Source organism: Kitasatospora sp. NPDC002543, assembly GCF_053594915.1.
This window is the reverse complement of sequence record NZ_JBSFWR010000018.1, coordinates 24,396-47,907: the sequence shown is the minus strand read 5'-3', so window position 1 is coordinate 47,907 and position 23,512 is coordinate 24,396. Positions and strand designations below refer to the sequence as shown.

The window sequence follows — 23,512 nt, the reverse complement described above, 5'->3', positions numbered from 1 at the left end:
CAGTCACAAAGGGTAGTACCTCACCGGGACCACCAGGGAAAGTTCGCGATTCTCCGGACAACGGGGGGTCGCTCAAGGTAGAGAACCGGCGCGTGGCGGTGATCACGCGCCGTCCGCTCACTGTTCACCACTCCTCACCGAACTTCCCGAAGAAATCCCGGAAACGTGTGTAAGAGCCGGTGCGGACCGCCCTCTCAAAGGTCAAAGGCGCCCGGAACCGGGCACCGCCCGAGGCAGAGAGGAAAGACGATCATGGAGCGTCCCGTCAGCGTCGTCGAACACGAGCTGGAGCTCAACCTGGTGCTCTCCCCGGAGCACAGCGTCCCGGTCCCGGCCCGGCTGTCCTACGGCAGCCACGACCCGTACGCGGTGTACATCACCTTCCACCTGGACACCGGTTCCCCGGTGACCTGGGTGTTCGCCCGCGAGCTGCTGGTCGAGGGCACCTTCCGCCCGTGCGGCCAGGGCGACGTGCGGATCTGGCCGACCCGCTCGGGCCGGCGCAGCGTGCTCTGTCTGGCACTGAGCTCGCCCGCCGGGGACGCTCTGCTGGAGGCCCCGCTGCCCGCCGTCGCGGCCTGGCTGGAGCGCGCGCACCGGCTGGTCCCGCCGGGCAGCGAGCTGGCCGCGCTCGACATGGACGGCTCGCTCGCCGAGCTGCTCGCCTAGGGCGTGCGCCGCAGCGTGCACTGGCACGTACATCAGCACGGGCACGTACACCAGCACGGGCTCGAACATCCGCGGGAACGCGGAGCGGAGGACGAGCAGCGGGCACGGCGGGAGCGGGCCCGGTCGGGAGAACCCCTGCCGGAAGAACCCCTGCCGGAAGGACCCGGACCGGAGGAGTCCCGGCCGGAGCCCCGGAGGAGAGGACCCCGCGGGAAGAAGCGGGGACGAGGGAACGGGAGCGGCGCCCCCGCCGGCTCAGCGGGCCGCGGGGGCCTGCTGACGGCCGCGGGCGGCGTCCGGGCCACCGGCGTCCCGCTGTCCGGGCAGCCGGACCAGCGGCGCGCCGGCCGAGAGCCGTCGGGCCCTTATCCGGACGGCGGCGGCGAGCAGGAAGCAGAGGCCGACCCACGGATAGACCGAGGTCGGCAGCTGTCGCCACGGCGCCATGTCGAGGACGGCCAGGCCGACCGGCTTCGCCGCCCACATCGCGAAGGACAGGAAGGCGACCAGCGTGGCCCAGAAGACGGCCCGCCAGCGCAGCCGGCGGACGCCGACCGGGCGGGCGTGCTCGACCGAGGCCTCGGCGGCGAGCAGGACCAGCATCGGCACGCACCAGACCCAGTGGTGGGTCCAGCTGATCGGTGAGATCAGTACGGCGGTGACGGCCGCGCAGCAGACGCCCCAGGCCTCGGCCCGCGGCAGCCAGCGGCCGCTGCGCGCGGCCCAGGCGGCGACGCCGAGCCCGGCCAGCGCGACCAGACCGGCGCCCGCGGTGGCGGCGATGCCGGGGTCGGCGGTGTGCAGCAGGCGGGCGAAGGCGCCGCGCAGCGACTGGTTGTCGACGATCCAGGTCTTGCCGACCCGGGAGGAGTCGTAGAGGTACTCGGTCCAGAAGCCCCGGGTGGCGTCGGGCAGGACCAGGGCGCCGAGCAGGAAGGTGCCGACGAAGGTGAGGCCCGCCACGAAGGCGGCCCGGATCCGGCCGGTGATCAGCAGGTAGACCGCGAACAGGCCGGGGGTGAGCTTGATGCCGGCCGCGATGCCGATCGCCACGCCCTTGCTCCGCCGCCCGTCCGCGCGGGTGAGGTCCCAGAGGACCAGGCAGGCCAGCGCGAGGTTGATCTGGCCGTAGCGCAGCGTGGTGAACACCGGTTCGAGCCAGACCCCGAGGCCGGTCACCAGGACCACGCCGATCGGCCGCAGCTCGCGGCGCGGCCAGCCGGCCAGCTTGAAGGACAGGTGGGTCAGCAGGGCGAGCAGCCCGAGGTTGCCGAGAGTGATCGCCACCCGGAGGAAGGGGATCGGGAACCAGGTGGTCGGGACGAACAGCATCGCCGCGAACGGCGGGTACGTCGCGGGCAGGTTCCACTCGGTGACGCGCAGCGCGTACAGGTCGGTGCCGTTGGCCACGGCGGCGCCCTCGGCCCGGTAGACGATCATGTCCACCATCGAGGTGTGGACGAAGTGGCGGACCACCGCGTACACCAGCAGGGAGAACAGCGCCACGGCCGAGGCCGCCAGCAGCGGACGGCGGGGGGCCTCGCGCAGGGCCCGGACGGGGGCGCCGACGGCCCGGCGGAGCCGGTCCGACAGGGGGGCGGGCGAGGGGGCGGGTGCGGTCCGCACCGGGCTGCGCTCGTCTTGCACCGCTGTCACTGTCCACTCCGTCCACGGCTCGGCCAACCAGCGACGATACCGGATGCCGTCCGGGCGGGACCGGACACGATCGACTACACGGTGTGACGGAGGGCGGTCCGGGGCCGCTCTCACTTCTGGAAGAGCGCGCCCCGCGTCCGCCGTCGCCCGGTCCGGGCGGGCGCCGCCTCCTGCGGTCCGGTGCGCAGCCGCAGCCGGGTCTCGGCGCCACCGAGCACCGCGGAGCGGCCGAGCGCGAGGTCCCCGCCGGTGGACTCGGCAAGCTTGCGGACGATGTCCAGGCCGAGGCCGGTGGAGCCCTCGCCGCCGTGCCCCTCGCCGCGCTTGAGGGCGGCGGCCGGGTCGCTGTAGCCCGGTCCGGCGTCGCCGATCAGCACGATCACGGAGCTGCCGGTGGCCAGGACGTCCACCGAGAAGGCGGTGCCGACGGCGGTGTGCCGGAAGACGTTGCCGAGCAGCGCGTCGACGGCGGCGGCCAGGTCCCCGCGCTGGACGGGCACCGGCGCCGGCCGTTCGGCGCCGGCCAGCTGCCAGCGGCGCCCCTCGTCCTCGGCCAGTGCCGACCAGAAGGCGACGCGCTCCCGGATCACCTCGGCGGCGTCGCAGCCGACCGCGACGGCGGGGGCGTCCTCGGGGGCGCGGCGGGCCGAGCGGATGATCTGGTCGACCTCGCGCTCCAGCTGGGCGACCGCGTGCCGGGTGGCGTCGGCCGCGTCGCCCTCGCCGAGGGAGGCGGCGTTGAGCCGCAGCACGGTCAGCGGGGTGCGCAGCCGGTGCGACAGGTCGGCGGCCATCTCCCGTTCGGCGGCGAGGAGTTGGACCACCCGGTCGGCCATGGTGTTGAACGCCTGGCCGGCCTCGCGCAGTTCCTCGGGGCTGCCCTCGACCTCCTTGCCCTCGGTCGGGACGCGCACCGAGAGGTTCCCGGCGCCGAGCGAGCGGGCGGCGGCGGCGAGCTTCCGGGCGGAGCGGACGATGCGGCTGCCCATCCGGTCGGCGACCAGCACCGAGATGGCGACCAGGCCGAGCGCCACGGCGGAGAGCACCTGCCAGGCCGTGGCGACGCCCCGGGTGAGGTCGCTCTCGGCGACGAAGACCTCGACCACCGCGGTCCGCCCGGTGTCCACCGCGACGGGCTGGAGCAGGGCGTAGCCGCCGGCCACCTTCACCGTGAAGGAGCGGCCCTGCCCGCCGGCCGTGGCCACGTCGGCCACGGCGGCGCGGCCCTCTCCCAGCAGCGGGCCCCCGGGCTCGCCGCCCGAGCCCGGACCGACGCCCGGACCGACGCCCGATCCGACGCCGACGCCGGCACCCGGACCGGCACCGGCGGCCGCCCCCGCCCCCTCCCCCGCATCAGCACCGGCACCAGCACCGGCCCCGGCGGGCTGCCCGGCCGCCGGAAGGTGCACCGCCATGCGCCCCTGCCCGCCGGCGTCCGTACTCGCCAGGGCCCGGTTGATCGCGTCCTCGTCGGTGGTGATCGCCAGGGCCGGTCCGAGCGCCGCGGCCTGCCGTTCGGCGGCGGTGAAGGCCCGGTCCCGCGCGGTCTGTTGGACCATCATCCCGAGCGGGATCAGGAACGCCAGCGCGACCATGGTGGTCCCGGCCACGGCGGCCTTGATCAGGGCCCAGCGCAGTGAACGTCCGAACCGCCTCATGTCCGGTGCTCCGCCAGGCCTCCGGCGGCCTCCAGCCGGACCCCGACGCCCCGGACGGTGTGCAGGTAGCGGGGGTTGGAGGCGGTCTCGCCGAGCTTGCGGCGCAGCCAGGAGAGGTGGACGTCGATGGTCTGGTCGCCGCCGTAGGTCTGCTGCCAGACCTCGGCGAGGATCTCCTTGCGCGGCACCACCACGCCGGGGCGGGCGGCCAGGAAGGCGAGCAGGTCGAACTCACGGCGGGTCAGGTCGAGCAGCCGCCCGTCGAGCGCGGCCTCCCGCCGCTGGAGGTCGATGGCCAGTCCGCCGACCCGCAGCACCTGGGCGACGGGGGCCGCGCCGCCGCCGAACCGGCGCAGCACGGCGGTCATCCGGGCGCTCAGGTGCTCCCCGGAGAAAGGTTTCACCAGGTAGTCGTCGGCGCCGTCGTTGAGCAGCCGGATGATCTCGGCCTCGTCGTCCCGGGCGGTGGAGATGATCACCGGAACGTTCGTCAGGCCCCGGATCATCTTGAGCGCCTCACTGCCGTCCAGGTCGGGCAGGCCGAGGTCGAGGATCACCAGGTCGCAGCCGACCTGGGCGACCTCCCGCAGCGCCTCCAGGGCCGTGCCCACGCTGCGGACCGCGTGACCGGTGTCGGTCAGGTGGCGGATGAGGGCGGAACGTACGAAGGGGTCGTCCTCGACCACGAGCACTGTTGCCATGGGCCTGCACGGTACGCCATCGCCGTTCAATGGTCTGTACCTCGGGGGTGGGTCCGGACATTGTGCAACTCCCCTGCTGAATACCGGGGGTGCCGGTCTCCTTCCGTATGGAAATACGGCAGGATGTGCGGACGATGCGGAACGGACTGGTACAGCTCGGCGCCTGGGCGGCGGCCACCGGGGCGGCGGTGGCGCTGTCCTGGCTCGGCGTGCACGCGGTGCTGACCGGCGCCGCGTTCGAGCAGCCCACGGCGCTGCCGCTGCCCTCCCCGAAGGCCGACGGCACGCCGCACTCCCCGTCCGCCACCCCGGAGCAGCCGCGCTCCACGCCACCGACCGGGCCCCCTTCCCCGGCGGCCTCCCCGACCACCGGCACCGCCACCGGCACCTCCGGCACCTCCGGCTCCTCCTCCGCCACCGCCGCCACGGCCCCGCACGGCCAGGCGCCCACCGCCGCCACCGGTGCCGCCGCACCGCCGCCCACCCGCCGGCCCGCCCCCACCTCCACCGCGACGTCCACGGTGAAGAGCTACCCGATCCCGGGCGGCAAGGTCGCGCTGGACCTGAAGCCGGACCGGGCCACCCTGGTCTCCGCCACCCCGGACCCGGGCTGGCAGATGCAGGTGTGGACCGACGGCCAGTGGCTGCGGGTCGACTTCACCCGGGGCGACGAGGCCAACTCGGTCTTCGCCTCCTGGAACGGCCACCCGCCGATCGTGGAGACGGCGATCCGCTGAGACGCTCCGGCCGGACGGCCCGCCCCGGCGCGGGAGCGGACGCCGCGTCAGCCGCCGGCCCGTCAGAAGCCCTCGCACGGCACGTACCCCGGCAGGTACGGCCCCACGTACCCCGCCCGGTCCACCAGCGTGTGCCTGGTCCCGCCCGGCACCCCGATGGTGGCCAGCACCACCGCACCGTAGTCGTCCCGCGCCTCGTAGGGCTCGGCCAGCGACAGCGCGCCCCGGTCCACCGCGTAGTCGTAGGCGTAGTACACGTCCGCGACGCTCACCGCGAGGTCCAGCACCCCGTCCCCGTGCCGGTCCAGGTACGCCGCCAGCTCCCGGCCGCGCGGGCCGGTGTCCCGCACCGGGGAGGTGAGCACGATCCGCGTCCCCGGCGCGGTGAGCACGTACGAGAGCGTCTCCGGCTCGCCGGTCTCCGGCCCCGCGTACGCGGTACAGCGCAGGCCGAGCGCGGCGCAGTAGCGGCGGGCCGCCCGCTCGGCGTCGGCGACCGCGAAGACCACCGCGTCGGCGCGGCCCGCCGGCAGCGGCCCCGCCTCGGCCGGGTCCGGGGGGAGGCCGGCCCCGAACAGTGCGAGTTCGGCGGCGGTGTCGGTCATGACTGCCCTCCCGGTAGGCGTACGGACCATCGTGGCCGTCCCCCGGCACCGGGGCGGGGCCCTGCGCACGGGGGTGTGGCTGGAGGGTGGCGCCGGTCCGACCTGCGCGCAACTGTTCCGTTTCCTCCTGGTCAAGCTGCGCCCCGGAGCGGGAGAATCGGCCGCGCCGCTGTACAGAATGCCCACCACAGGACGGTGCCGCGAATGCCCCCCGCCCACGCCCCGAGCTCCCCCGGCTCTCCCGGATCGCCCAACTCCGCTTCCCCGCAAGGCGCTTCCGCCGCTCCGACGGCCGGCACCAACGACTCCATCGACGCGCTGGACGGCCGGTTGATCCGGCTGCTCGCCGAGGAGCCCCGGATCGGGGTGCTGGAGTGCTCGCGCCGGCTGCAGGTCGCCCGGGGCACCGTGCAGGCCCGGCTGGACCGGCTGCAGGCCAAGGGCGTGATCGGCGGCTTCGGCCCGGAGGTGGACCCGGCGGCGATCGGCTACCCGGTGACGGCCTTCGCCACCCTGGAGATCTCCCAGGGCCAGGGCGCGGACGTGCGGGCGCACCTGGCGAGCGTGCCGGAGGTGCTGGAGCTGCACACCATCACGGGGATCGGCGACATGCTGGTGCGGATCGTGGCCCGGTCCAACGCCGATCTGCAGCGGGTGATCGACCGGGTGCTGGGCTTCGACGGGATCGTCCGTTCGTCCACCGCGATCGTGCTGGAGAACCCGGTACCGTACCGGATCCTGCCGCTGGTCGACCAGGCCGCCGCCGAGTAGGAGGAACCGGACGCCCGGACGCGCCGATTTGGCGTATTCATGAGGCGTCGACGGCCGCAAGATCTATATATGAACGTTCTACCAACCCTCGCGCCGCCCTCGGATCCGCCGGTACCCCCGGCGGCCGCGCCCTCCCCCGGGTCGGCCCCGGCATGACGAACGCGGTCGCGGCCAACGGCTCCGCCCCCACCCTCATCGCCTCCGCCCAGCGAGCCCTGCGCCTGCTGGAGGCGGCCGCCCGCTACCCCAAGGGCGCCACGGCCAAGCAGCTCGCCCGGGACACCGACCTCGCCCTGGGCACCGCCTACCACCTGCTGCGCACCCTGGTGCACGACCAGTACCTGGAACGCCGCAGCGGCCTCTACCTCACCGGGCCGGCGGTCGCCGGGCTGATCAGGTACGACGTCCCCGCGACCGGCCGGGCCCGGCTCAGGGCACTGCTGGGCATGCTCGCCGACGAGCTGTCCGCCGCCGTCTACTTCTCCTGGTACCGGCACGGCGAGGTGGAGCTGGTCGAGGCCGCCGAGGCCCCCGGCGCGCCGCTGATCGACCGGCACTGCTGGCGGGCCGGCGCGCACGCCCACGCGGCCGGCAAGACCCTGCTGGCCCTGATGACCGCCGAGGAGCGCCGGGACCACCTGGCCCGCTACCCGATGGTGCCGCTCACCCCGTACACCCTGCGGGACCCGGCCTGCCTGCCGCTGCTGCCGCGCCAGGGCCCGCGGCGGGCCGTCCCGATCACCCAGTTCCAGGAGTACGCGATCGGCTCGGCGGGTGCGGCGGTGCCGGTCGTCGCGGGCAACGGCATCGGCGCGATCTCCGTCTCCCTGCCGATGGCCCAGGCCCACCGGCTGCCCGGGATCGCCGCCCAGCTGCGCACCCGGCTCGGCGACGACTTCGCCTCGATGGCCTTCGGGATCTGACGGGCCCCGCCGGGGCCGGGGGGCAGCCCCGGCACCCCGGCCGGCGGGAGCCGGACGGCGGGAGCCGGACGGCGGGAGCCGGACGGCGGGGGGCAGCCCGCCGGAGGCGTCCCGGTCAGCAGGAGGGGACGGCCCCGCCGTTCCTGAGCGCCTCCAGGGCGGAGACCGACTCGGCGAGGGTCCCGACCGGCACCAGGCGCAGCGACTTCGGGGTGTTCACCTTGGCGTCCGCGCACTCGTCCTTGGGCAGCAGGAACACCGTCGCGCCGTCCCGGGCGGCCGCCTGCGTCTTCAGGGGGACGCCGCCGACCGGGCCGACGGTGCCGTCCTTCTCGATGGTGCCGGTGCCGGCGACGGTGAGCCCGCCGGTGAGGTCGCCGCCCTTGCCGTCCCCGGCCAGCTTGTCGATGATGCCCAGCGCCAGCATCTGGCCGGCGCTCGGGCCGCCCACCGCGCCCAGGTCGACCTTGACCTTCACCTGGTCCGGCGACAGGTGGAGGTGGTTCAGCGCGGCCGCGGTGGCCGCGTCCTGGGACTCGGTCATCTGCTGGGCGGTCGCCTCGTCGGCCTTCACCGGGTTGCTCTCCGGGTAGACCGTCTCGGTCGGGCGCACCGCCTCCTTCGGGTCGAACCAGGCCTGCAGCGAGCGCCAGAAGGTGTTCTTCTGCCCCGCGTTGGTCGCCGTGATGGTGACCATCCGCAGCTCGCCCTCGGTGGTGCGCAGCGGCGCCCCGGTGATCGTGAGCACCGGCTTGCCCTCGTACGAGCCCAGGGTGTCCGCGGTCAGGCCCGGCCAGGTGATGGTGTACGGCAGCGGGACGAAGGCGGCCACGCCGAAGAGCGCGGCGACCAGCACGCCGCAGAGCGTGAGCGCGCGGGTCCGCGGGGAGGTGAGGGCCTTGGGGAGCTTGGTGTCGGACACAAGGGGAATCCAAACACACCCGACGCCCCCGGCGGGCGCTACCTCAGGGCGTCGGCCACCTCGGTCGCCGCCTCCACCACCCGGGGGCCGACCCGCTCGGGCACCATGCCGTTCAGCATCACCACGCCGACGCTGCCCTCGATGCCGCTGAGCCCGACCAGCGCGGCGGCGGCCCCGCTCGCTCCGGACTGCTCCTCCGCACGGGTGATGACGAAGCCCTGCTCGGGGCGGCGCTGGCTGGGGAAGGTGCGCGCCTCCAGGATGGCCCGGCCGGCCGCGCTCTCGGTGAGCGGGTGGCGCAGTCCGGTCCGGTAGGCGACGTGGAAGTCGGTCCAGCTGGGCTCGACCACGGCCACGGCCAGTGCCTCGTTGCCGTCCACCAGGGTGAGGTGGGCGGTGGCGCCGAGGTCCTCGGCGAGGCTGCGCAGGGCCGGCAGCGCGGCCTCCCGCAGCAGCGGGTGCACCCGGTGGGCGAGGCGCAGCACGCCGAGGCCCACCCTGGCGCGTCCGCCGATGTCCCGGCGGACGAGGCCGTGCTGTTCCAGGGTGGCCAGCAGCCGGTAGACCACCGTCCGGTTGACGGCGAGCCGGGCGGCCAGTTCGGTCACGGTGAGCCCGCGCTCGGAGTCGGCGAGGAGCTTGAGGACCCGGACGCCGCGGTCCAGGGTCTGGGAGGTCTCGGCAGTCACGGCGGGCAATCCTTTCCGCGGCGCTCGCGGGGCGGGCGGCGCCGTTCCAAGGTCGGTGTCGCGCGCGGGTGGGGGGTGGCCGCGCTCGGGCCGCACGGCGTCGTCCTTGACGCGCACGGCCCCGCGACGCCGTCCCGCGGGGGTCGCCCGGCGGAAGAGCGTGGGGGAAAGGTAGTGAAGGAAATGACGCGGCGGAAGTGGTTGTCCAAAATTCGGGCGTGATCGACTCCAACGCCGTGTCGAATTCCGGACGAACCACCGCGAATCGCGGGGTGCGTCGAGGGCCGGGCGCGCCCCCGGTCCGGTGACCGGACGCGCCGGGCGAACGGGGCCCGGGAACCACCGGGTGCGCGCCGTCCGCCGAACCGTTCCTCCGCGCGCGGCGGCCCTCCTACTGGGCCCACTCCCGGATCTTGGCGATCCGCGCCTTGAGCTGGTTGGCGGTGGCCTGCGCGGTGAGCGGCCCGCCGCACTGGCGGCGCAGCTCGTTGTGGATGGTGCCGTGCGGCTGGCTGGTGCGGTGGTGCCAGGCGGCCACCAGCGCGTTCAGCTCCTTGCGCAGCTCCCGCAGCTCCTGGTGGGTGACCACCGGCCGCTGCTCGGCCGGCAGCTCCAGCAGGTCGGCCTCCTCGGCGGGCTTGGTCTTGCTGCGCTGGATCTGCCGGTGCTGGCGCTTCTGGAGCAGCATCTGCACCTGGTCCGGCTCCAGCAGGCCCGGGATGCCGAGGTAGTCCTCCTCCTCCTCGCTCCCCGGGTGGGCCTGCATGCCGAACTCCATGGCGTTGTACAGCACCCGGTCGAAGACCGCTTCGGAGCCCAGCGCCTCGTAGGAGAACTCGTCGCCGCCGGCGCCGTCCGGCCCGTCGTTGGCCCGCTCGGCCTCGGCGAGCAGCCGGTCCTCCTCGTCGAAGAGGCCCTCGCCCTCCTTCTTCGGCCGGTCCAGCACGTGGTCGCGCTGGAGCTCCATCTCGTTGGCGAAGCCCAGCAGCAGCGGGATGGTCGGCAGGAACACCGAGGCGGTCTCGCCGCGCTTGCGGGCGCGCACGAAGCGGCCGACGGCCTGGGCGAAGAACAGCGGGGTGGAGATCGAGGTCGCGTACACCCCGACGCACAGCCGGGGCACGTCGACGCCCTCGGACACCATGCGGACGGCGACCATCCAGCGCGAGGTCCCCTCCGCGTAGTCGGAGATCCGCTTGGACGCCTCGGCCTCGTCCGAGAGCACCAGGGTGACCTTCTCGCCGCTGATCTCGCGCAGCATCTTGGCGTACGCCCGGGCCACGTTCTGGTCGGTGGCGATGACCAGCCCGCCGGCGTCCGGGATGGCCTTGCGGACCTCGGTCAGGCGCCGGTCGGCGGCCTGGAGCACGGCCGGGATCCACTCGCCCTGCGGGGACAGCGCGGTGCGCCAGGCCTGGGCGATCAGGTCCTTGGTCATCGGCTCGCCGAGCCGGGCCTCCAGCTCGTCGCCGGACTTGGTGCGCCAGCGCATGTTGCCGCTGTAGCTGAGGAAGATCACCGGACGGACGACGTGGTCGCCCAGCGCGTGCCCGTAGCCGTAGGTGTAGTCGGCGACGGACTTGCGGATGCCGTCGCTTCCGGCCTCGTAGGACACGAAGGGGATCGGGTTGGTGTCCGAGCGGAACGGCGTACCGGTGAGCGCCAGCCGGCGGGTGGCCGGCTCGAAGGCCTCGAAGCAGGCCTCGCCCCAGGACTTGGAGTCACCGGCGTGGTGGATCTCGTCCATGATCACGAGGGTCTTGCGGGCCTCGGTGCGGTTGCGGTGCAGCATCGGGTTGACCCCGACGCCCGCGTAGGTGACCACGATGCCGTGGTACTCGCGGGACAGCGGACCGGAGGAGTACGCCGGGTCCAGCTTGATGCCTATCCGCGCGGCGGCCTCGGCCCACTGCTTCTTCAGGTGCTCGGTCGGCGCGACGACGGTCACCTGCTGCACCAGGTGGTTGTGCAGCAGGTACGAGGCGAGGGTGAGGGCGAAGGTGGTCTTTCCCGCGCCCGGGGTGGCGACCGCGAGGAAGTCGCGCGGCTGCGTCTCGATGTACTTGTCCAGCGCGCCCTGCTGCCAGGCCCGCAGCTTGCCGGCGGTACCCCAGGGGGCGCGGCCGGGGAAGGCCGGGGAGAGGTGGTGCGAACCGGCGGGCGCGGCATGGCCGACGGATCGGGCGGGCGCCGACGGCTCCGGTGCGTCGGAGAACAGCGGCATCGAGGAGGCGGCGGCAGTACTCACGGTCTCCGAGGGGGATCATCGCAGGTCAGAGGCGGTTTTGCGGCCTCGCCCCGCGGTCGGGCGGCGATCGGACAACCCGCCCAGCGTACCGGTCCGGCGCCGTTCGGGCCTCCAGGCGAGGCTCCGCGCCGGGGTCGCGCGGCCGGAAATCGATGTGACCCGGATCACGTCGAATGTCTCGTGGAACCCGGTAATCACCACGGGTCCCGGGACTCTCACCAGGGTGAGGCCGCACCTACCCCACCTGCCGAAGCGCGGCCTCGCACCGAACCGAAGGGACCACCCGTGCGCACCGTCGAAGAGACCGTCCAGGCCCGCCTGATCCTCTCCCTCCACCGCTCCGTCCGGCTGCGGGTGGTGCTCTCCTACCTGCCCGAGGACCCGCTGGCCGTCCGGATGGCCTTCCCCGCCGAGTTCTCGCTGGACGAGCCCGCCGAGCGCCCGGACTCCGAGGACATCGTCTGGATCTTCGCGCGCCAGCTGCTCTCGGCCGGCATCGAGCTGCCGGCCGGCGTCGGCGACGTCCACGTCCGGCCCGCGGTCGGCCGGCGCACCATGGTCGAGCTGCGGGCCCCCGAGGGCACCGCGCTGCTCCAGTTCGACACCGCCGACCTGCGCCGCTTCCTGTGGCGCAGCCGGCTGGTCGTCCCCGAGGGCGAGGAGCACCTGCACCTGGACGCCGACCGCGCGCTCGCCCAGCTGCTCGGCTGACGGGCGCCGGCGTCCGGGAGCGCGCCCGCGTTTCCGGACCGCCTCTCGCCCGCCCGCGTGGTGAGCCGTTCGCCGGCGGCCGCCGGCGGCAACCCGGGTCCGGGGCCCGGGATGCCCGTACGGCCGTCCCCGGGCGGGTCAGCCCGACAGCTTGCGCATCAGCCGGACGCCCTGGGCGGCCGTCAGGTGCGGCAGGTACGCCTTGCCGATCGCCCTGGTGATGCCGGGCAGCGCGGCCGGGTCGGGATACGCCATGTACATCGGCCGGTACTCCGGCTGGAACTTCGCCTTGAACGCCAGCAGCGAGCGGAAGCCGTACACCGGCTCCAGCACCTTGCCCATCCAGTCCAGCATCCGCTGCAGCCCGGTGGGCTCCTCGTCCTGCCCGTTTCTGGCCAGCGGCGCGCCCGACAGGGACAGGAAGCGCGCGCCCTCCTCCTTGAAGCCCAGCGCGGCCGAGGCGATCAGGAACTCGCTGACGCCGCGGAAGCCGTCCGAGCGCCGGCGCATGAAGTCCAGCGTCCAGCCGACCGGCACGCCGTCCTCGTACACCGGCATCCAGCTGGTCAGCCCGTGCACCACCCGCTGCTCGTCCACCGCGATCAGCACCCGCACGTCCGGGTCGTCCAGCTCCTCCAGCCCGCCGAGCGTGAAGCCCATCTCCGGCAGGCCCTTCTCGGAGACCCACTCCTCGGAGATCGCCCGGATCTGCTCCCGCAGCGCGAGCGGCGCCTCGTGGTACGCCCACCACTCCGCGGAGATGCCCTGCTTGCCGGCCTTGTTGAGGGCGGTGCGGATGTCCTGCCACTTGCGGCCGGTGAAGGCCAGCTCGGGCAGCGGCACCACGGTGTCCTCGGCGACCTGCACCGAGCGCCAGCCGAGCTGCGCGGCGGCGGCCCTGGTCCCGCCGTCGACGCTGTAGAAGCACGGCGTCCAGCCGCGCGCGTCGCAGTACCGGGCGAAGCCGGCCACCGCCCGCTCCCGGTCCTCCGGCGCGCCGAACGGGTCGCCGGTGGTCAGCGCGACGGTGCCCACCACCCGGTAGGCGACGGCCGCCCGGCCGCCCTCGTCGAACCAGTAGTGGTTGCCGTCCCAGGTGGCGATGAACGAGAGCGTCCCGCCGCCGTGCTCGGTCAGCAGCGCCCGCGCCCGCGCGGCGGCCGCCGCGTCGGTGTGCAGCACCGGACGGCGGAAGACCGACAGCAGCACGGCCAGCGCGACCGCCCAGAACGCCAGCCCGCAGTACGTCTCCAGGAAGCGCGCCACCGGCCCGACCGCGATCGGGTAGTCCGGCAGCAGGTCGTTGTACGCGGGCGGCAGGAACTGGGCCGGCAGCCCGGCGACCAGCCGGCGGGCGCTCGCCCCCGGCTCGAACTCCCCGGCCACCAGGCGCCCGACCCCCACGTAGGTGGCCGCGGAGGCGAGCGCCGCGCCGCCGAGCACCAGGGCCAGCCGGCGCGTCGAGCGGCCGGACAGCCGCAGCGGGAACCGCTTGCGGGTGGCCAGCAGCAGGCCCGTGGTCAGCAGCGGCAGCAGCAGCGCCTCCACGAAGTACTGCACGACGTCCCGGCTGATCGGCCCGGCGTCCAGGTACAGCCAGCACAGCAGCGCCGCCCAGAGCAGTTCGGTGGCCACGGTGACCAGCCAGGCGAACCGCAGCCCCCGGCGCAGCCCCTCGGCGAGCACCAGCAGCAGCGCCGGGAACAGCGCGGCCATCATCCGGCCCGGGGTGTCGAAGATCCGGACGACGGCGTGCGCCCGGGCGCAGTCGTGCGCCGACAGCGCGCAGAGGTCGGCCACCTCGTCCGGGCTGAGCCGGTGCGAGAAGTACAGCTCGGAGAAGGTGTTGAACGGCCCGCTGGCGTTGTCGTACAGCGAGGCGAGCAGCGGCCCGAAGGCCGCGGCGACCAAGCAGAGCGCGACCAGCACCCGGGTCTCGGAGTGCGAGGAGCGGTGGGTGCGCAGGTGCGGACGGCCCCGGCTGACCAGCGCGCCCAGGCCCAGCCCGGCCAGCGCGGCGGCGCACCGCTGGACGCTCTGCAGGTGGCCCACGTACAGCGTCATCACCAGCGGGACGAGCAGCACCAGCAGGTGCAGCCGGCGGCGCCAGAGCACGGTGAGCCGGTACCCGAGGAACCCGGCCAGGGCGAACAGGCCGACGCCGGGGCCGACCGAGATCTGGTCGGCCACCGAGACGGTCCACTGCTCCCCCGCCGAGGAGCCGAACGCGACCAGCGCGGTGCCCAGCAGGGTGCCGACGACCTGCCCGCCGACCAGCACCGCGAGGGTGCGCGGCCGTCCGAGCCGGTGCTCGGCGGCCGGGCCGACCAGGAGCAGCAGCAGGCTGGTGAACACGTACGAGCCGCGGCCCGAGCACCAGAGCATCGAGGTGACCGGCGCCCACCAGTGGCCCTCGGACAGCGTGGACACGCTGGTCCCGAACCGCTCCAGCAGGCGCTCCGAGGGGCCGTGGCCGAGGCTGCCGGTGGCCGCGCCGAGCAGCCAGAGCCCGGCCAGCAGGATCAGCGTCAGCGGCGCCGAGCGCAGCCAGGAGCCGACCGCCCTGGCCGCCCGGCGGACCCGCTGCGGGCGCGGCTCCGGCGTCCGGGTGACCGGGGCCCGGTCGGTGCCGCGCTCGGCCGGGCGCGGCGCGTCGGGCCCGGGCCCGCGCTGCTCGCCGACGGTGGCCAGTGCCGTCCCCGCCCCGGTCACCGGGTCAGCCCGGTCTGCTGGGCGAGCCACGGGAGCTGCGCGGCGATGCCGGGCCGGAAGACGACCCAGCCGTGGCCGCCCGGCATCAAGTCGAACTTGGCCTTCATGCCGGCCGCCTGCGCGGCCTTGTAGACCTTCTCCATCTGCGGTCTGAACTCCTCGTCGGTCTCGCCGACGACCAACGCGACGTTGGTGTCCGGGAACTTCTTTCGGGCCATCACCTGAAGCGGGTCGACCGCGTCGAACTTCTTCTCGTCACCACCGAACGCGGCCTTGACGGTCTGTTCCCGGCTGCCCAGGGTCGGTTCCTCCTGCCCGGACATGTCGAGGACGGTGCCGTAGACGTCGGGCGCGTTGACGCCGAGCTGGAGCGCGCAGGTGCCGCCCATCGAGGCGCCCCCGATCGCCCAGGACGTCCGGCCGGCGGCGACCTGGAGGTTCTGGTGGACCCACTCGGGGACGTCCACCGACAGGTAGGTCTGGGTCTTGGCGATCTTGGAGTCGAGGCAGAGCGTGTTGTTCCAGGTGGAGCCGAGCTGGTCGGGCATCACCACGATCGGCGCGAGGCCGCCGTGGTCCGCCGCGTAGGCGTCCAGAGCCTCGTTGATCTGCGCCGAGAGCACCCAGTCCCCCGGAATGCCGGGCTGACCGGTGATCATCACCACCACCGGCAGCAGCGGCCGCGGGGTGGCCTGGTAGGCGGGCGGGAGGTAGACGTACGCGTCGCGGGCCTTGAAGCCCGACTTGGTGCCGGGGATCGGCACCACCGAGACGGTGCCCTTCGCGGGCAGGTCCGCCGGGGGGCGCCAGACCTCCTCCAGCGTCTTTCCCGGCGGGGCGGCCATGGTCTGGCCCGACTTGGCGACCAGCCCGTCGGTCTTGGTCAGCCACGGCGCCAGCATCACGCGCCCGCTCGGGAACTGGCCGAAGCCGATGTTGACCTCGGAGGAGGCCATCAGCAGCACCAGGCCGCTCAGGCCCAGCGCGACCCCCCGTCGGCGCCAGGTGAGCCGGCGCATCCGGTAGCCGGCCAGGCAGAGCCCGAGCAGGGCGATGGCTATCCACCAGGTGACGTACCGGGGCGTGCCCTCCGGGAAGGGGTGCCACCAGCCGTCGACCACGGCGTCCAGCAGCCAACTGAGGGCCGCCGCCGTGACCAGCGCGGCGGGCAGTCGGACCCGCCACCAGCTCCGGCCGCGGGCGACGGCGAGCGCGAACAGCGCCGCCCAGCCGGCCGCCAGCACGGCGTGCGGAATCAGGCCCTCGGTGAGGGGCCAGTCGATCGGGTTCCAGCGGGAGGCTAGGGTCAGCGTGCTCATGCGGCTTTGCCCGGCGGGGTGGTGTCGGCCAGGAAGCCGTAGGCGACGACGTTGCCGTCGTACCCGTGCTCCTCGCTGTACGAGCCGCCGCAGGTGATCACCCGCAGCTGCGCGTCAGTGGCCTGACGGTAGACCCGATCGTCCGGGAAGTCCTTTCGGTCGTGCACTTCGATGGCGTAAAGCTGGTAGACGGCGGTGGCGCCGTCCGCCCGGGCGATCTCGATGCGATCCCCCCGACGGAGCGCGCCCAGATGATAGAAGACCGCGGGGCCGGCCTTGTTGTCGACGTGCCCTGCCAGGATCGCGGTGCCGCGCTGGCCGGGGCTGGCCCCGCCGCGGTACCAGCCCGCCAGGTTGCGGTCGGCCTCGGGCGGGGTCTGGAGGTGGCCGTCGGCGTCCAGTCCGAGCGCGGTGACCGGCGCGTCCAGCCGCACGGCCGGGATGCGGATCCGGGTCGGCGCGGACGGGCCCAGCGGCGGGACGATCGAGACCGGCGCGATCCCGGCCTGGACCTGACCGACCCCCGGCGCGGGCGGCAGGGACGCGCCCCCGTCGTGCAGCAGCCAGGCACCGAGCACCAGCGCGGCACCGGCCGCGAGGGTGCCCGGCCAGGGCCCCTTGCCCCGCTGGACGCCCATGGGCGCTCCCCTCTGCCGACGGAACCCAGCTTCCTGGGAGTTTCCTGTGAACAATTCAACCGGAACGGACTGTAAGGCACGTCCGTACGACGGTCGTATCGGCACCCGCCAATCGGCAGGGAAGACGGCCATTCCCCCGCTTTCCGTGGGCGTCCGACAGCGGAGCGCGACGGACGCCCCCCACGGGCCATCGCCGCGGGAACACGCCCGACACGACCTACCGACGGTTAAACGGACCCGATGGTTGCGGCGTTCGGGCGATCGCTCACAACCGCGCGCTGCGCCTCTTCGACCGGCACCACCCGCGTGCCATGCTGACCCGGTTACGGGTTGTATCACCCACTTGTCCGACCGGACTCCCGCACTCCCCCACGCCGCCCACCGCCCCCACGAACGGAGTGACCATGGAAGCCCTCTCACGCCGCACCCTGCTGTCGGCCGGCGCCGCCACCGCCGCCGCCCTGGCGGCCGGCTGCGGCAGCAACCACGCCACCGGCGGGGAGCGGGTGGACGGCGCCGCCGTCCCGGCCACCGGCGCGGCCGACGAGCAGGGCAGCAGCTCCGTCCCGGCCCCCGCCCCGGCGCCCAGGCAGGAGGCCGTCCTGATCGGCGACGGCTCCACCTCGGACACCGGCGCCCAGCCGCACCAGCCCGTCCCCGACCGGCTGCAGCCCGGTCAGCGCCCGCCGCAGTTCGTGGTCTTCTCCTGGGACGGCGCCGGCGAGCTCGACAACGGCCTGTTCGCCCGCTTCCGCCGGCTGGCCCAGGAGCACGACGCGAAGATGACCTTCTTCCTCAGCGGCCTCTACCTGCTGCCCGAGTCCAAGAAGGACCTCTACCGCCCGCCGCAGCACAAGGCCGGCGCCTCCGACATCGGCTACCTGAGCGACCAGCACATCCGCGACACCCTGGAGAACGTGCACGCGGCCTGGCTGGAGGGCCACGAGATCGGCACCCACTTCAACGGCCACTTCTGCGGCTCCACCGGCGTCGGCAAGTGGTCCCCGGAGGAGTGGGACAGCGAGATCCAGCAGGCGATGGACTTCGTCACGAACTGGCGCACCAACACCGGCTTCACCGACCTGCCGGCGCTGCCCTTCGACTACCGCAAGGAGCTCATCGGCAGCCGCACCCCCTGCCTGGAGGGCCAGCGCAACCTGCTGCCCACCGCGGTCAAGCGCGGCTGGCGCTACGACAGCAGCGGCAACGGCACCCAGGTGTGGCCGCAGAAGATCCAGGGCGGCGCGCTGTGGGACCTCCCGCTGCAGTCCATCCCGTTCCCCGGGCACACCTTCCAGGTGCTCTCGATGGACTACAACATCATGTACAACCAGTGCGGCCCCAACACCAAGGCCGACCCGGCGCTCTACCCGGGCTTCCAGAGCCAGGCCCGCGACGCGTACATGATGGGCTTCGACCGCACCTACAACGGCAACCGGGCGCCGTACGTCATCGGCAACCACTTCGAGGAGTGGAACGGCGGCATCTACATGAACGCCGTCGAGGACGTCCTCAGGGCGATCGCGGGCAGGCCGGAGGTCCGGCTGGTCTCCTTCCGGCAGCTGGTCGACTGGCTGGACGCCCAGGACCCGGCGGTGCTGCGCAAGCTCCAGACCCTCGCCCCGGGCCAGGCCCCGGCCGGCGGCTGGGAGGCCTTCCTGGGAGCCCCGGCGGGGGCCGGAGCCCCCGCCGCCGGCTGACCGTCAGCTCCGGGCGCGGACCCGCCCGGAGAGCAGCGCCCCCAGCAGGGTCACCCCGATGCTGGTCAGGAGCACCACCGCGAAGGCGCCGGGCGACCCGGCGCCTTCCGCCGTGTCGTGGAGGGCGGCCACCGAGCCGCCGCCCAGCGCCGCGAACAGCACCCCGGCCAGGCCGGTGAGCAGCACGTTGCCCAGCGCGTCGCTCATCTGGAGCGCGGCCGAGTTGGCGCCGGCGTCCTCCGGCGCGGAGAGCTTCATCATCAGCACGCTCACCGAGGCGATGGTCAGGCCCATCCCGAGGCCGCCGACGCCCCAGGCCACCGCGGCCACCCAGGCCGGCACCGCCGGGACGAGCACCAGCGCGGCGGCCCCGATCGCCACCGCGGTCAGCACGAAGCCGACCCTGATCAGCGCCTCGCGGTGCCGCTCGGCCCGCGGCCGCCCCTGGAGCCAGGAGCCCAGCGCCCAGGTGAGGCCGCCGCTGGTCAGGGTGAGTCCGGCCATCGTCGGCGAGAGGCCGCGCTGGGTGCGCATCATCAGCGGGATGAACGCCTCGGCGGCGAAGAAGGCCCCGGCCGACACCCCGCGCAGCAGGATCACCGCCGGCAGTCCGCGCGCCGCCCGCAGCGTCCCGGCGGGCAGCAGCCCCAGCACGGCCGGCACCAGCAGCGCCGCCCCGGCCGCCCCGGGGATCAGCCCGATCAGGTCGAGGCGCTGCCCCGCGTACTGCACGAGGCCGGCGCCGAGCGCGGCCATCGCGGCGAGCCGGGTGCGGCGGCGGTCGAACTCCCCGCCCCTGGACACCGGGTGCTCGCGCTCGGAGCGGGCCAGCGCCGGGCCCATCACGGCCAGCGGCAGCAGGATCAGCACCGGCACGGCGAGGAAGACCCAGCGCCAGCCCAGGTGCTGGGTGACGGCCCCGGCGACCAGCGGGCCGACGATCGAGGGCAGCACCCAGGCCGAGGAGAAGGCCGCGAACACGGCCGGCCGCAGCCGCTCCGGGTAGGCCCGGCCGACCACCACGTACAGCGCGACGATCACCAGCCCGCCGCCCAGGCCCTGGATCGCCCGCCCGCCCACGAACACCCACATGCCGGGCGCCGTGCCGGCCACCACCAGACCGGCGCCGAACACCGCGATGCCGGTGAACAGCGGCTGCATCGGGCCGCGCCGGTCGCACCACTGGCCGGAGACGACCAGGGCGAACAGGGTGGTGGTGAAGTAGCCGGAGAAGGCGAAGGCGTACAGCGAGAGGCCGTGCAGCTGGTCGGCCGCGTCCGGCATCGCGGTGTTGACGGCGGTCGCCTCGAAGGCGATCACCAGGACCACCGAGACGATGCCCAGGGTCAGGGCCCGGTAGCGACCGCCGAGCACCCCGCCACCGGGGTCGTCGTCGAGGGGTATCGGTACGGCATCGACCGAGGTGGGGGAGGCAGTGGTCATACCTGACATCGTAAGAGCCGTCCGCCTCGGTGACCCCTGACCCCGGTCGGTGAACGACTCGGTCCCGAGGCGTAGGCCAAGGGTCCGGCGGAGGTCAGTGGAGCACCTTGAGGCCCACCACGCCGGAGACGATCAGCAGCAGGCAGGCGATCCGGGCCATGGTCACCGCGTCCCCCAGGACGGCCATGCCGTAGACCGCGGTGCCGACCGCGCCGATGCCGACCCAGACCGCGTAGCCGGTGCCGATCGGAATGGTGCGCATCGCGTACGCCAGACCGCCCATGCTGAACAGCAGTGCGATGCCGAAGACGAGGCTGGGAACGAGGCGGGTGAAGCCCTTGGACGATTCCAGGGCGACCGCCCACACCGTCTCCAGGAAACCCGAGAGGATCAGAACGAGCCAGGCCATGACGGTGGTACCTCCGCAGTCCACAGCGGCCGGATTGCCGCTGAACTGCGCCGTCTTGTCGTGACCGGGTACGACGCGCTCGTCCGGGGCGGCGGAAATTCCACCACCTGGATCCGACGGTAGCACACTTGCCATACAGAATTTACAAAGGAGCGTTGACCGCACTCCCCCGGGTCCGCCACTATGAATTCACTGGCCGTGTGCCCGAGTGGCTTAGGGAACCGTCTGCAAAGCGGTGCACGCGGGTTCGATTCCCGCCATGGCCTCATGGGAAAAGGAATTGCCGGCCGACTCGGAAAAGTCGGCCGGCAATTCCTTTTCGCCGTTCCCCCGGGAAATCCCGGTCAGGCGGTGACGGCGTCCTCCGCCCGGATCGGCAGCCGGCCGACCGGCAGGCCGGTGGCGGCGCGCACGGCCGCGGCGACGGCCGCCGGGGCGACCACCGCGGGGACGGCGCCGACCGCCTTGGCACCGAACGGGGCCACCACGTCGCGCTCCTCCAGCAGCGCGGCGATCCGCACCTCCGGGGTGTCCAGCGCGGTGGGCAGCCGGTAGCCGGTCAGCGAGGGGTTGCGCAGCACCCCGCCCTCCGTGTGCAGGTCCTCCAGCAGCGCCAGGCCCACGCCCTGCGCCACCCCCGCCTCGATCCGGTCCTCGATCTGGCGCGGGTTCAGCGCCCGGCCGACGTCCTGGGCGACCGTCATCTCGACCACCCGCACGGCGCCCAGCTCGATGTCCACGTCCACCACCGCGCGCATCGCGCAGAACGAGATGGAGACGAAGGCGTCGCCCTGACCGGCCTCGTCCAGCGGCTCGGTGGGGTGCGGGCGGCACTGCGCGGTGGCCCACAGCTCCTTGCCCTCCAGCGCCTCGGCGACGGGCATGCCGAGCACCCCGTCGTACGAGGTGATCTTGCCGTCGGCGATCTGGAGCAGCTCCGCCGACATCCCGAAGTTCGCCGCGATCGGCTGCAGCAGCTGGTGGCGGACCATCAGCGCGGCCCGCTCGACGGCGCCGCCGGAGACCCAGGTGTGCCGGCCGCGGGCGGACGGCCCGGCGATCGACTGGTCGCTGTCGGCCGGCGCGATGTAGACCTCGCTGACGCCCAGCACGGTCTGCACGATCTGCCGGGCCAGCGTGGCGAAGCCGTGGCCGGCGTCGACCGCCGCGCAGATCACCGTGGCGTGGTCACCGCTGACCCGCACGGTCGCGGTGGAGACCTCGTCCTCGCCCTCGGCGCCCAGCATGTGCACCATGCCGACGGCGTAGCCGATGCCGCGCCGCACCGCCGCCGGGTCGCCGGCGCCGCCGGGCCCGCCGGGCAGCAGCCACTCGGCGTCCGGCTCGTCCACCGGCAGGGCCGGCAGCGGCTCGGCCGCCACCGCGTCCAGCAGGGCGCGCACCGGCGCCGGGCAGGTGACGGCCTGTCCGGTGGGCAGCGGGTCGCCGGTGGACATCGCGTTGCGGCGGCGGATCTCCACCGGGTCGACGCCGATCCGGGCGGCCAGCTGGTCCAGCTGGGACTCGTACGCGAAGCAGGCCTGCAGGGCGCCCTCGCCGCGCATCCGGCCGGCCGGCGGGTTGTTGGTGCGCACCGCCCAGGCGTCCACGAAGACGTTCGGGCAGACGTACGGGCCGGCCGAGAAGGCCGTCGCGGCGGCCAGCGCCTCGGCGGAGACGTCCGCGTAGGCGCCGCCGTCCAGCAGGATCTGCGCCTCGACCTTCACCAGCGTGCCCTCGGCGTCCGCGTGGTGGCGGTAGCGCAGGAGCGCGGGGTGGCGGGAGGCGTGGGTGTGGAAGGACTCCTCGCGGGTGAGCGTCATCTTCACCGGCCGGCCGGTGCGCAGCGCGAGCAGGGCCAGGGTGACCTGGAACGAGAGGTCCTCGCGGTCGGTGGTGGCGCCGGGCACACCGGTGACCACCAGCCGGACCCGGTCCGGCTCCAGGCCGAGGCAGGCGGCGGTGCGGTCGCGGTCGCCGTGGGGGTCGGTGGAGGACAGGTGCAGCTCGACGCCGCCGTCCGGGCGCGGCACGGCCAGTCCCGCCTCGGCACCGAGCGGGGCCGGGTCCTGCCGGCCCACCTGGTAGAGGCCCTCGACGACGATCTCGCCGACCGCGTCCGGGTCCCCGGTGCGCAGCGGCAGGTGGCGGAACAGGTTGCCGTCCGGGTGCAGCGGCGGCGCGGTGAAGGCCTGCTCGGGGTCGGTGACGGCCTCCAGCGGCTCGTAGTCGACCGCGATCAGGCCGACCGCCAGCCGGGCGGTGTCCGGGTGGTCGGCGGCCACCGCGGCGATCGGCTCGCCGTGGTGGCGCACCACACCGGCGGCCAGCACCGGCCGGTCGGCGACGATCGGCCCGGCCGGGGCGCCGTCGGGGGTGCCGTCCGGGCCGGGCGGCAGGTCGGCGGCGGTGACCACGGCGTGCACGCCGGGCAGTGCCAGGGCGGCCGAGGTGTCGATGCCGCGGATCCGGGCGTGCGGGTGCGGCGAGCGCAGCACCGCGCCCCACAGCAGCCCCTCGGCCCACAGGTCGGCCGCGTACGGGTAGATGCCGAGCGCCTTGGGCAGGGCGTCGCTGCGCAGCGGGGAGCTGCCCAGGCCGATCGGCTCCGGTGCGCCGCCCTCGCCGCCGTCCTGCTGGAGTGCTGCGCCGATGTCGGTAGGCGACGTCATGATGCGTGGTCGTCCTCGGGGAGCCGGATGCCGTGGGCGGGGGTGGCGCCGTACGGGACTCCGGCCGGGGCGCCGCCCTCGGCCGGGGCACCGTGCGGGTGGTGCGGGGCGGCGTACGGGGTGCCGTCGTAGCCGGTGCCGGGCAGCGGGGTGCCGTGCGGCGGGGTGCCGTCGTAGCCGGTGCCGGGCAGCGGGGTGCCGTGCGGCGGGGTGGGTTCGTAGACCGGTGCGTCGTACCCGGTGTCGTAGCCGTTCTGCTGCTGGTGGCCGTCCGGGTGGGGCAGGTAGGTGCCGTGCGCGGGGGTGGCCTGGTAGGGCTGCCCCGGGTA

At 74.2% G+C, this 23,512-nt stretch carries 19 protein-coding genes, 1 tRNA gene and 1 riboswitch; of the genes, 7 read left to right on the top strand and 13 right to left on the bottom strand.

The window, feature by feature from the left end:
* Window positions 1-252: 252 nt before the first annotated feature.
* On the top strand, window positions 253-669 hold the full coding sequence (locus ACWD4P_RS10935; RefSeq protein ID WP_097237712.1) for an SsgA family sporulation/cell division regulator: 417 nt from the start codon (window positions 253-255) through the stop codon (window positions 667-669).
* A gap of 255 nt (window positions 670-924) precedes the next feature.
* Here ACWD4P_RS10935 and ACWD4P_RS10930 read toward each other — a convergent pair whose 3' ends face one another.
* From ACWD4P_RS10930 to ACWD4P_RS10920, 3 genes are all read right to left on the bottom strand, one after another.
* On the bottom strand, window positions 925-2,325 hold the full coding sequence (locus ACWD4P_RS10930) for a glycosyltransferase 87 family protein (RefSeq protein WP_449779370.1): 1,401 nt from the start codon (window positions 2,323-2,325) through the stop codon (window positions 925-927).
* Between the two features lie 110 nt (window positions 2,326-2,435).
* Complete coding sequence (locus tag ACWD4P_RS10925; protein WP_449779369.1) at window positions 2,436-3,983, bottom strand: sensor histidine kinase; 1,548 nt, start codon at window positions 3,981-3,983, stop codon at window positions 2,436-2,438.
* On the bottom strand, window positions 3,980-4,684 hold the full coding sequence (locus ACWD4P_RS10920) for a response regulator transcription factor (RefSeq protein WP_359826239.1): 705 nt from the start codon (window positions 4,682-4,684) through the stop codon (window positions 3,980-3,982). Before ACWD4P_RS10920 ends, ACWD4P_RS10925 begins: the two co-directional genes overlap by 4 nt.
* A gap of 134 nt (window positions 4,685-4,818) precedes the next feature.
* On the opposite strand from ACWD4P_RS10920, the gene ACWD4P_RS10915 reads away from it, so the two are divergent.
* Window positions 4,819-5,421 (top strand): hypothetical protein, encoded by a 603-nt coding sequence (locus tag ACWD4P_RS10915; protein WP_449779368.1) that lies wholly within the window; start codon window positions 4,819-4,821, stop codon window positions 5,419-5,421.
* A gap of 62 nt (window positions 5,422-5,483) precedes the next feature.
* Here the strand turns inward: ACWD4P_RS10915 and ACWD4P_RS10910 are convergent, their stop codons facing one another.
* Window positions 5,484-6,026, bottom strand: a complete 543-nt coding sequence (locus ACWD4P_RS10910; protein ID WP_449779367.1) for a VOC family protein — start codon at window positions 6,024-6,026, stop codon at window positions 5,484-5,486.
* 204 nt (window positions 6,027-6,230) lie between these two features.
* Here ACWD4P_RS10910 and ACWD4P_RS10905 point away from each other — a divergent pair, with 204 nt between their 5' ends.
* Together ACWD4P_RS10905 and ACWD4P_RS10900 are read left to right on the top strand one after the other, a co-directional pair.
* On the top strand, window positions 6,231-6,797 hold the full coding sequence (locus ACWD4P_RS10905; protein ID WP_359826231.1) for an Lrp/AsnC family transcriptional regulator: 567 nt from the start codon (window positions 6,231-6,233) through the stop codon (window positions 6,795-6,797).
* 152 nt (window positions 6,798-6,949) lie between these two features.
* Window positions 6,950-7,720 (top strand): helix-turn-helix domain-containing protein, encoded by a 771-nt coding sequence (locus tag ACWD4P_RS10900; RefSeq protein WP_359826228.1) that lies wholly within the window; start codon window positions 6,950-6,952, stop codon window positions 7,718-7,720.
* Window positions 7,721-7,835: 115 nt separating this feature from the next.
* On the opposite strand, the gene ACWD4P_RS10895 is transcribed toward ACWD4P_RS10900, so the two are convergent.
* From ACWD4P_RS10895 to ACWD4P_RS10885, 3 genes are all read right to left on the bottom strand, one after another.
* Entirely contained in the window at window positions 7,836-8,642 is an 807-nt protein-coding gene (locus ACWD4P_RS10895) for a S16 family serine protease (protein WP_359826224.1), read from the bottom strand.
* 38 nt (window positions 8,643-8,680) lie between these two features.
* The gene (locus tag ACWD4P_RS10890; RefSeq protein ID WP_049654777.1) at window positions 8,681-9,331 is read right to left on the bottom strand and encodes an IclR family transcriptional regulator; all 651 of its coding nucleotides are present in this window, start codon (window positions 9,329-9,331) and stop codon (window positions 8,681-8,683) included.
* A gap of 391 nt (window positions 9,332-9,722) precedes the next feature.
* Window positions 9,723-11,555 carry a DEAD/DEAH box helicase gene (locus tag ACWD4P_RS10885; protein WP_449779399.1) on the bottom strand — a complete coding sequence of 611 codons (1,833 nt, stop codon included), beginning with the start codon at window positions 11,553-11,555 and terminating at the stop codon, window positions 9,723-9,725.
* A gap of 309 nt (window positions 11,556-11,864) precedes the next feature.
* Between ACWD4P_RS10885 and ACWD4P_RS10880 the strand changes: the two genes are divergently transcribed.
* Window positions 11,865-12,290, top strand: coding sequence for an SsgA family sporulation/cell division regulator (locus ACWD4P_RS10880; protein ID WP_359826217.1), 426 nt, complete (start codon window positions 11,865-11,867; stop codon window positions 12,288-12,290).
* Between the two features lie 138 nt (window positions 12,291-12,428).
* Here the strand turns inward: ACWD4P_RS10880 and ACWD4P_RS10875 are convergent, their stop codons facing one another.
* The 3 genes from ACWD4P_RS10875 to ACWD4P_RS10865 are packed head-to-tail and all read right to left on the bottom strand — an operon-like array spanning window position 12,429 to window position 16,959.
* On the bottom strand, window positions 12,429-15,002 hold the full coding sequence (locus ACWD4P_RS10875) for a phosphatidylglycerol lysyltransferase domain-containing protein (RefSeq protein ID WP_449779366.1): 2,574 nt from the start codon (window positions 15,000-15,002) through the stop codon (window positions 12,429-12,431).
* Window positions 14,999-16,321 carry an alpha/beta hydrolase gene (locus tag ACWD4P_RS10870; protein ID WP_359826211.1) on the bottom strand — a complete coding sequence of 441 codons (1,323 nt, stop codon included), beginning with the start codon at window positions 16,319-16,321 and terminating at the stop codon, window positions 14,999-15,001. Before ACWD4P_RS10870 ends, ACWD4P_RS10875 begins: the two co-directional genes overlap by 4 nt.
* Window positions 16,318-16,959, bottom strand: coding sequence for a class F sortase (locus ACWD4P_RS10865; protein WP_359826208.1), 642 nt, complete (start codon window positions 16,957-16,959; stop codon window positions 16,318-16,320). The genes ACWD4P_RS10870 and ACWD4P_RS10865 overlap by 4 nt, the downstream gene beginning before the upstream one ends.
* Window positions 16,960-17,363: 404 nt before the next feature.
* On the opposite strand from ACWD4P_RS10865, the gene ACWD4P_RS10860 reads away from it, so the two are divergent.
* On the top strand, window positions 17,364-18,659 hold the full coding sequence (locus ACWD4P_RS10860; RefSeq protein ID WP_449779365.1) for a hypothetical protein: 1,296 nt from the start codon (window positions 17,364-17,366) through the stop codon (window positions 18,657-18,659).
* A 3-nt stretch (window positions 18,660-18,662) separates the two neighbouring features.
* On the opposite strand, the gene ACWD4P_RS10855 is transcribed toward ACWD4P_RS10860, so the two are convergent.
* On the bottom strand, window positions 18,663-20,102 hold the full coding sequence (locus ACWD4P_RS10855; protein WP_359826203.1) for an MFS transporter: 1,440 nt from the start codon (window positions 20,100-20,102) through the stop codon (window positions 18,663-18,665).
* Window positions 20,103-20,196: 94 nt separating this feature from the next.
* Entirely contained in the window at window positions 20,197-20,511 is a 315-nt protein-coding gene (locus ACWD4P_RS10850) for a DMT family transporter (RefSeq protein ID WP_449779364.1), read from the bottom strand.
* Window positions 20,512-20,555: 44 nt separating this feature from the next.
* Window positions 20,556-20,621: riboswitch (guanidine-III (ykkC-III) riboswitch) on the bottom strand.
* 84 nt (window positions 20,622-20,705) lie between these two features.
* Between ACWD4P_RS10850 and ACWD4P_RS10845 the strand changes: the two genes are divergently transcribed.
* Window positions 20,706-20,777 (top strand) — tRNA-Cys (locus ACWD4P_RS10845).
* Window positions 20,778-20,855: 78 nt separating this feature from the next.
* Here ACWD4P_RS10845 and ACWD4P_RS10840 read toward each other — a convergent pair.
* Window positions 20,856-23,183, bottom strand: coding sequence for a xanthine dehydrogenase family protein molybdopterin-binding subunit (locus ACWD4P_RS10840; protein ID WP_449779363.1), 2,328 nt, complete (start codon window positions 23,181-23,183; stop codon window positions 20,856-20,858).
* Between the last annotated feature and the right edge of the window lie 329 nt (window positions 23,184-23,512).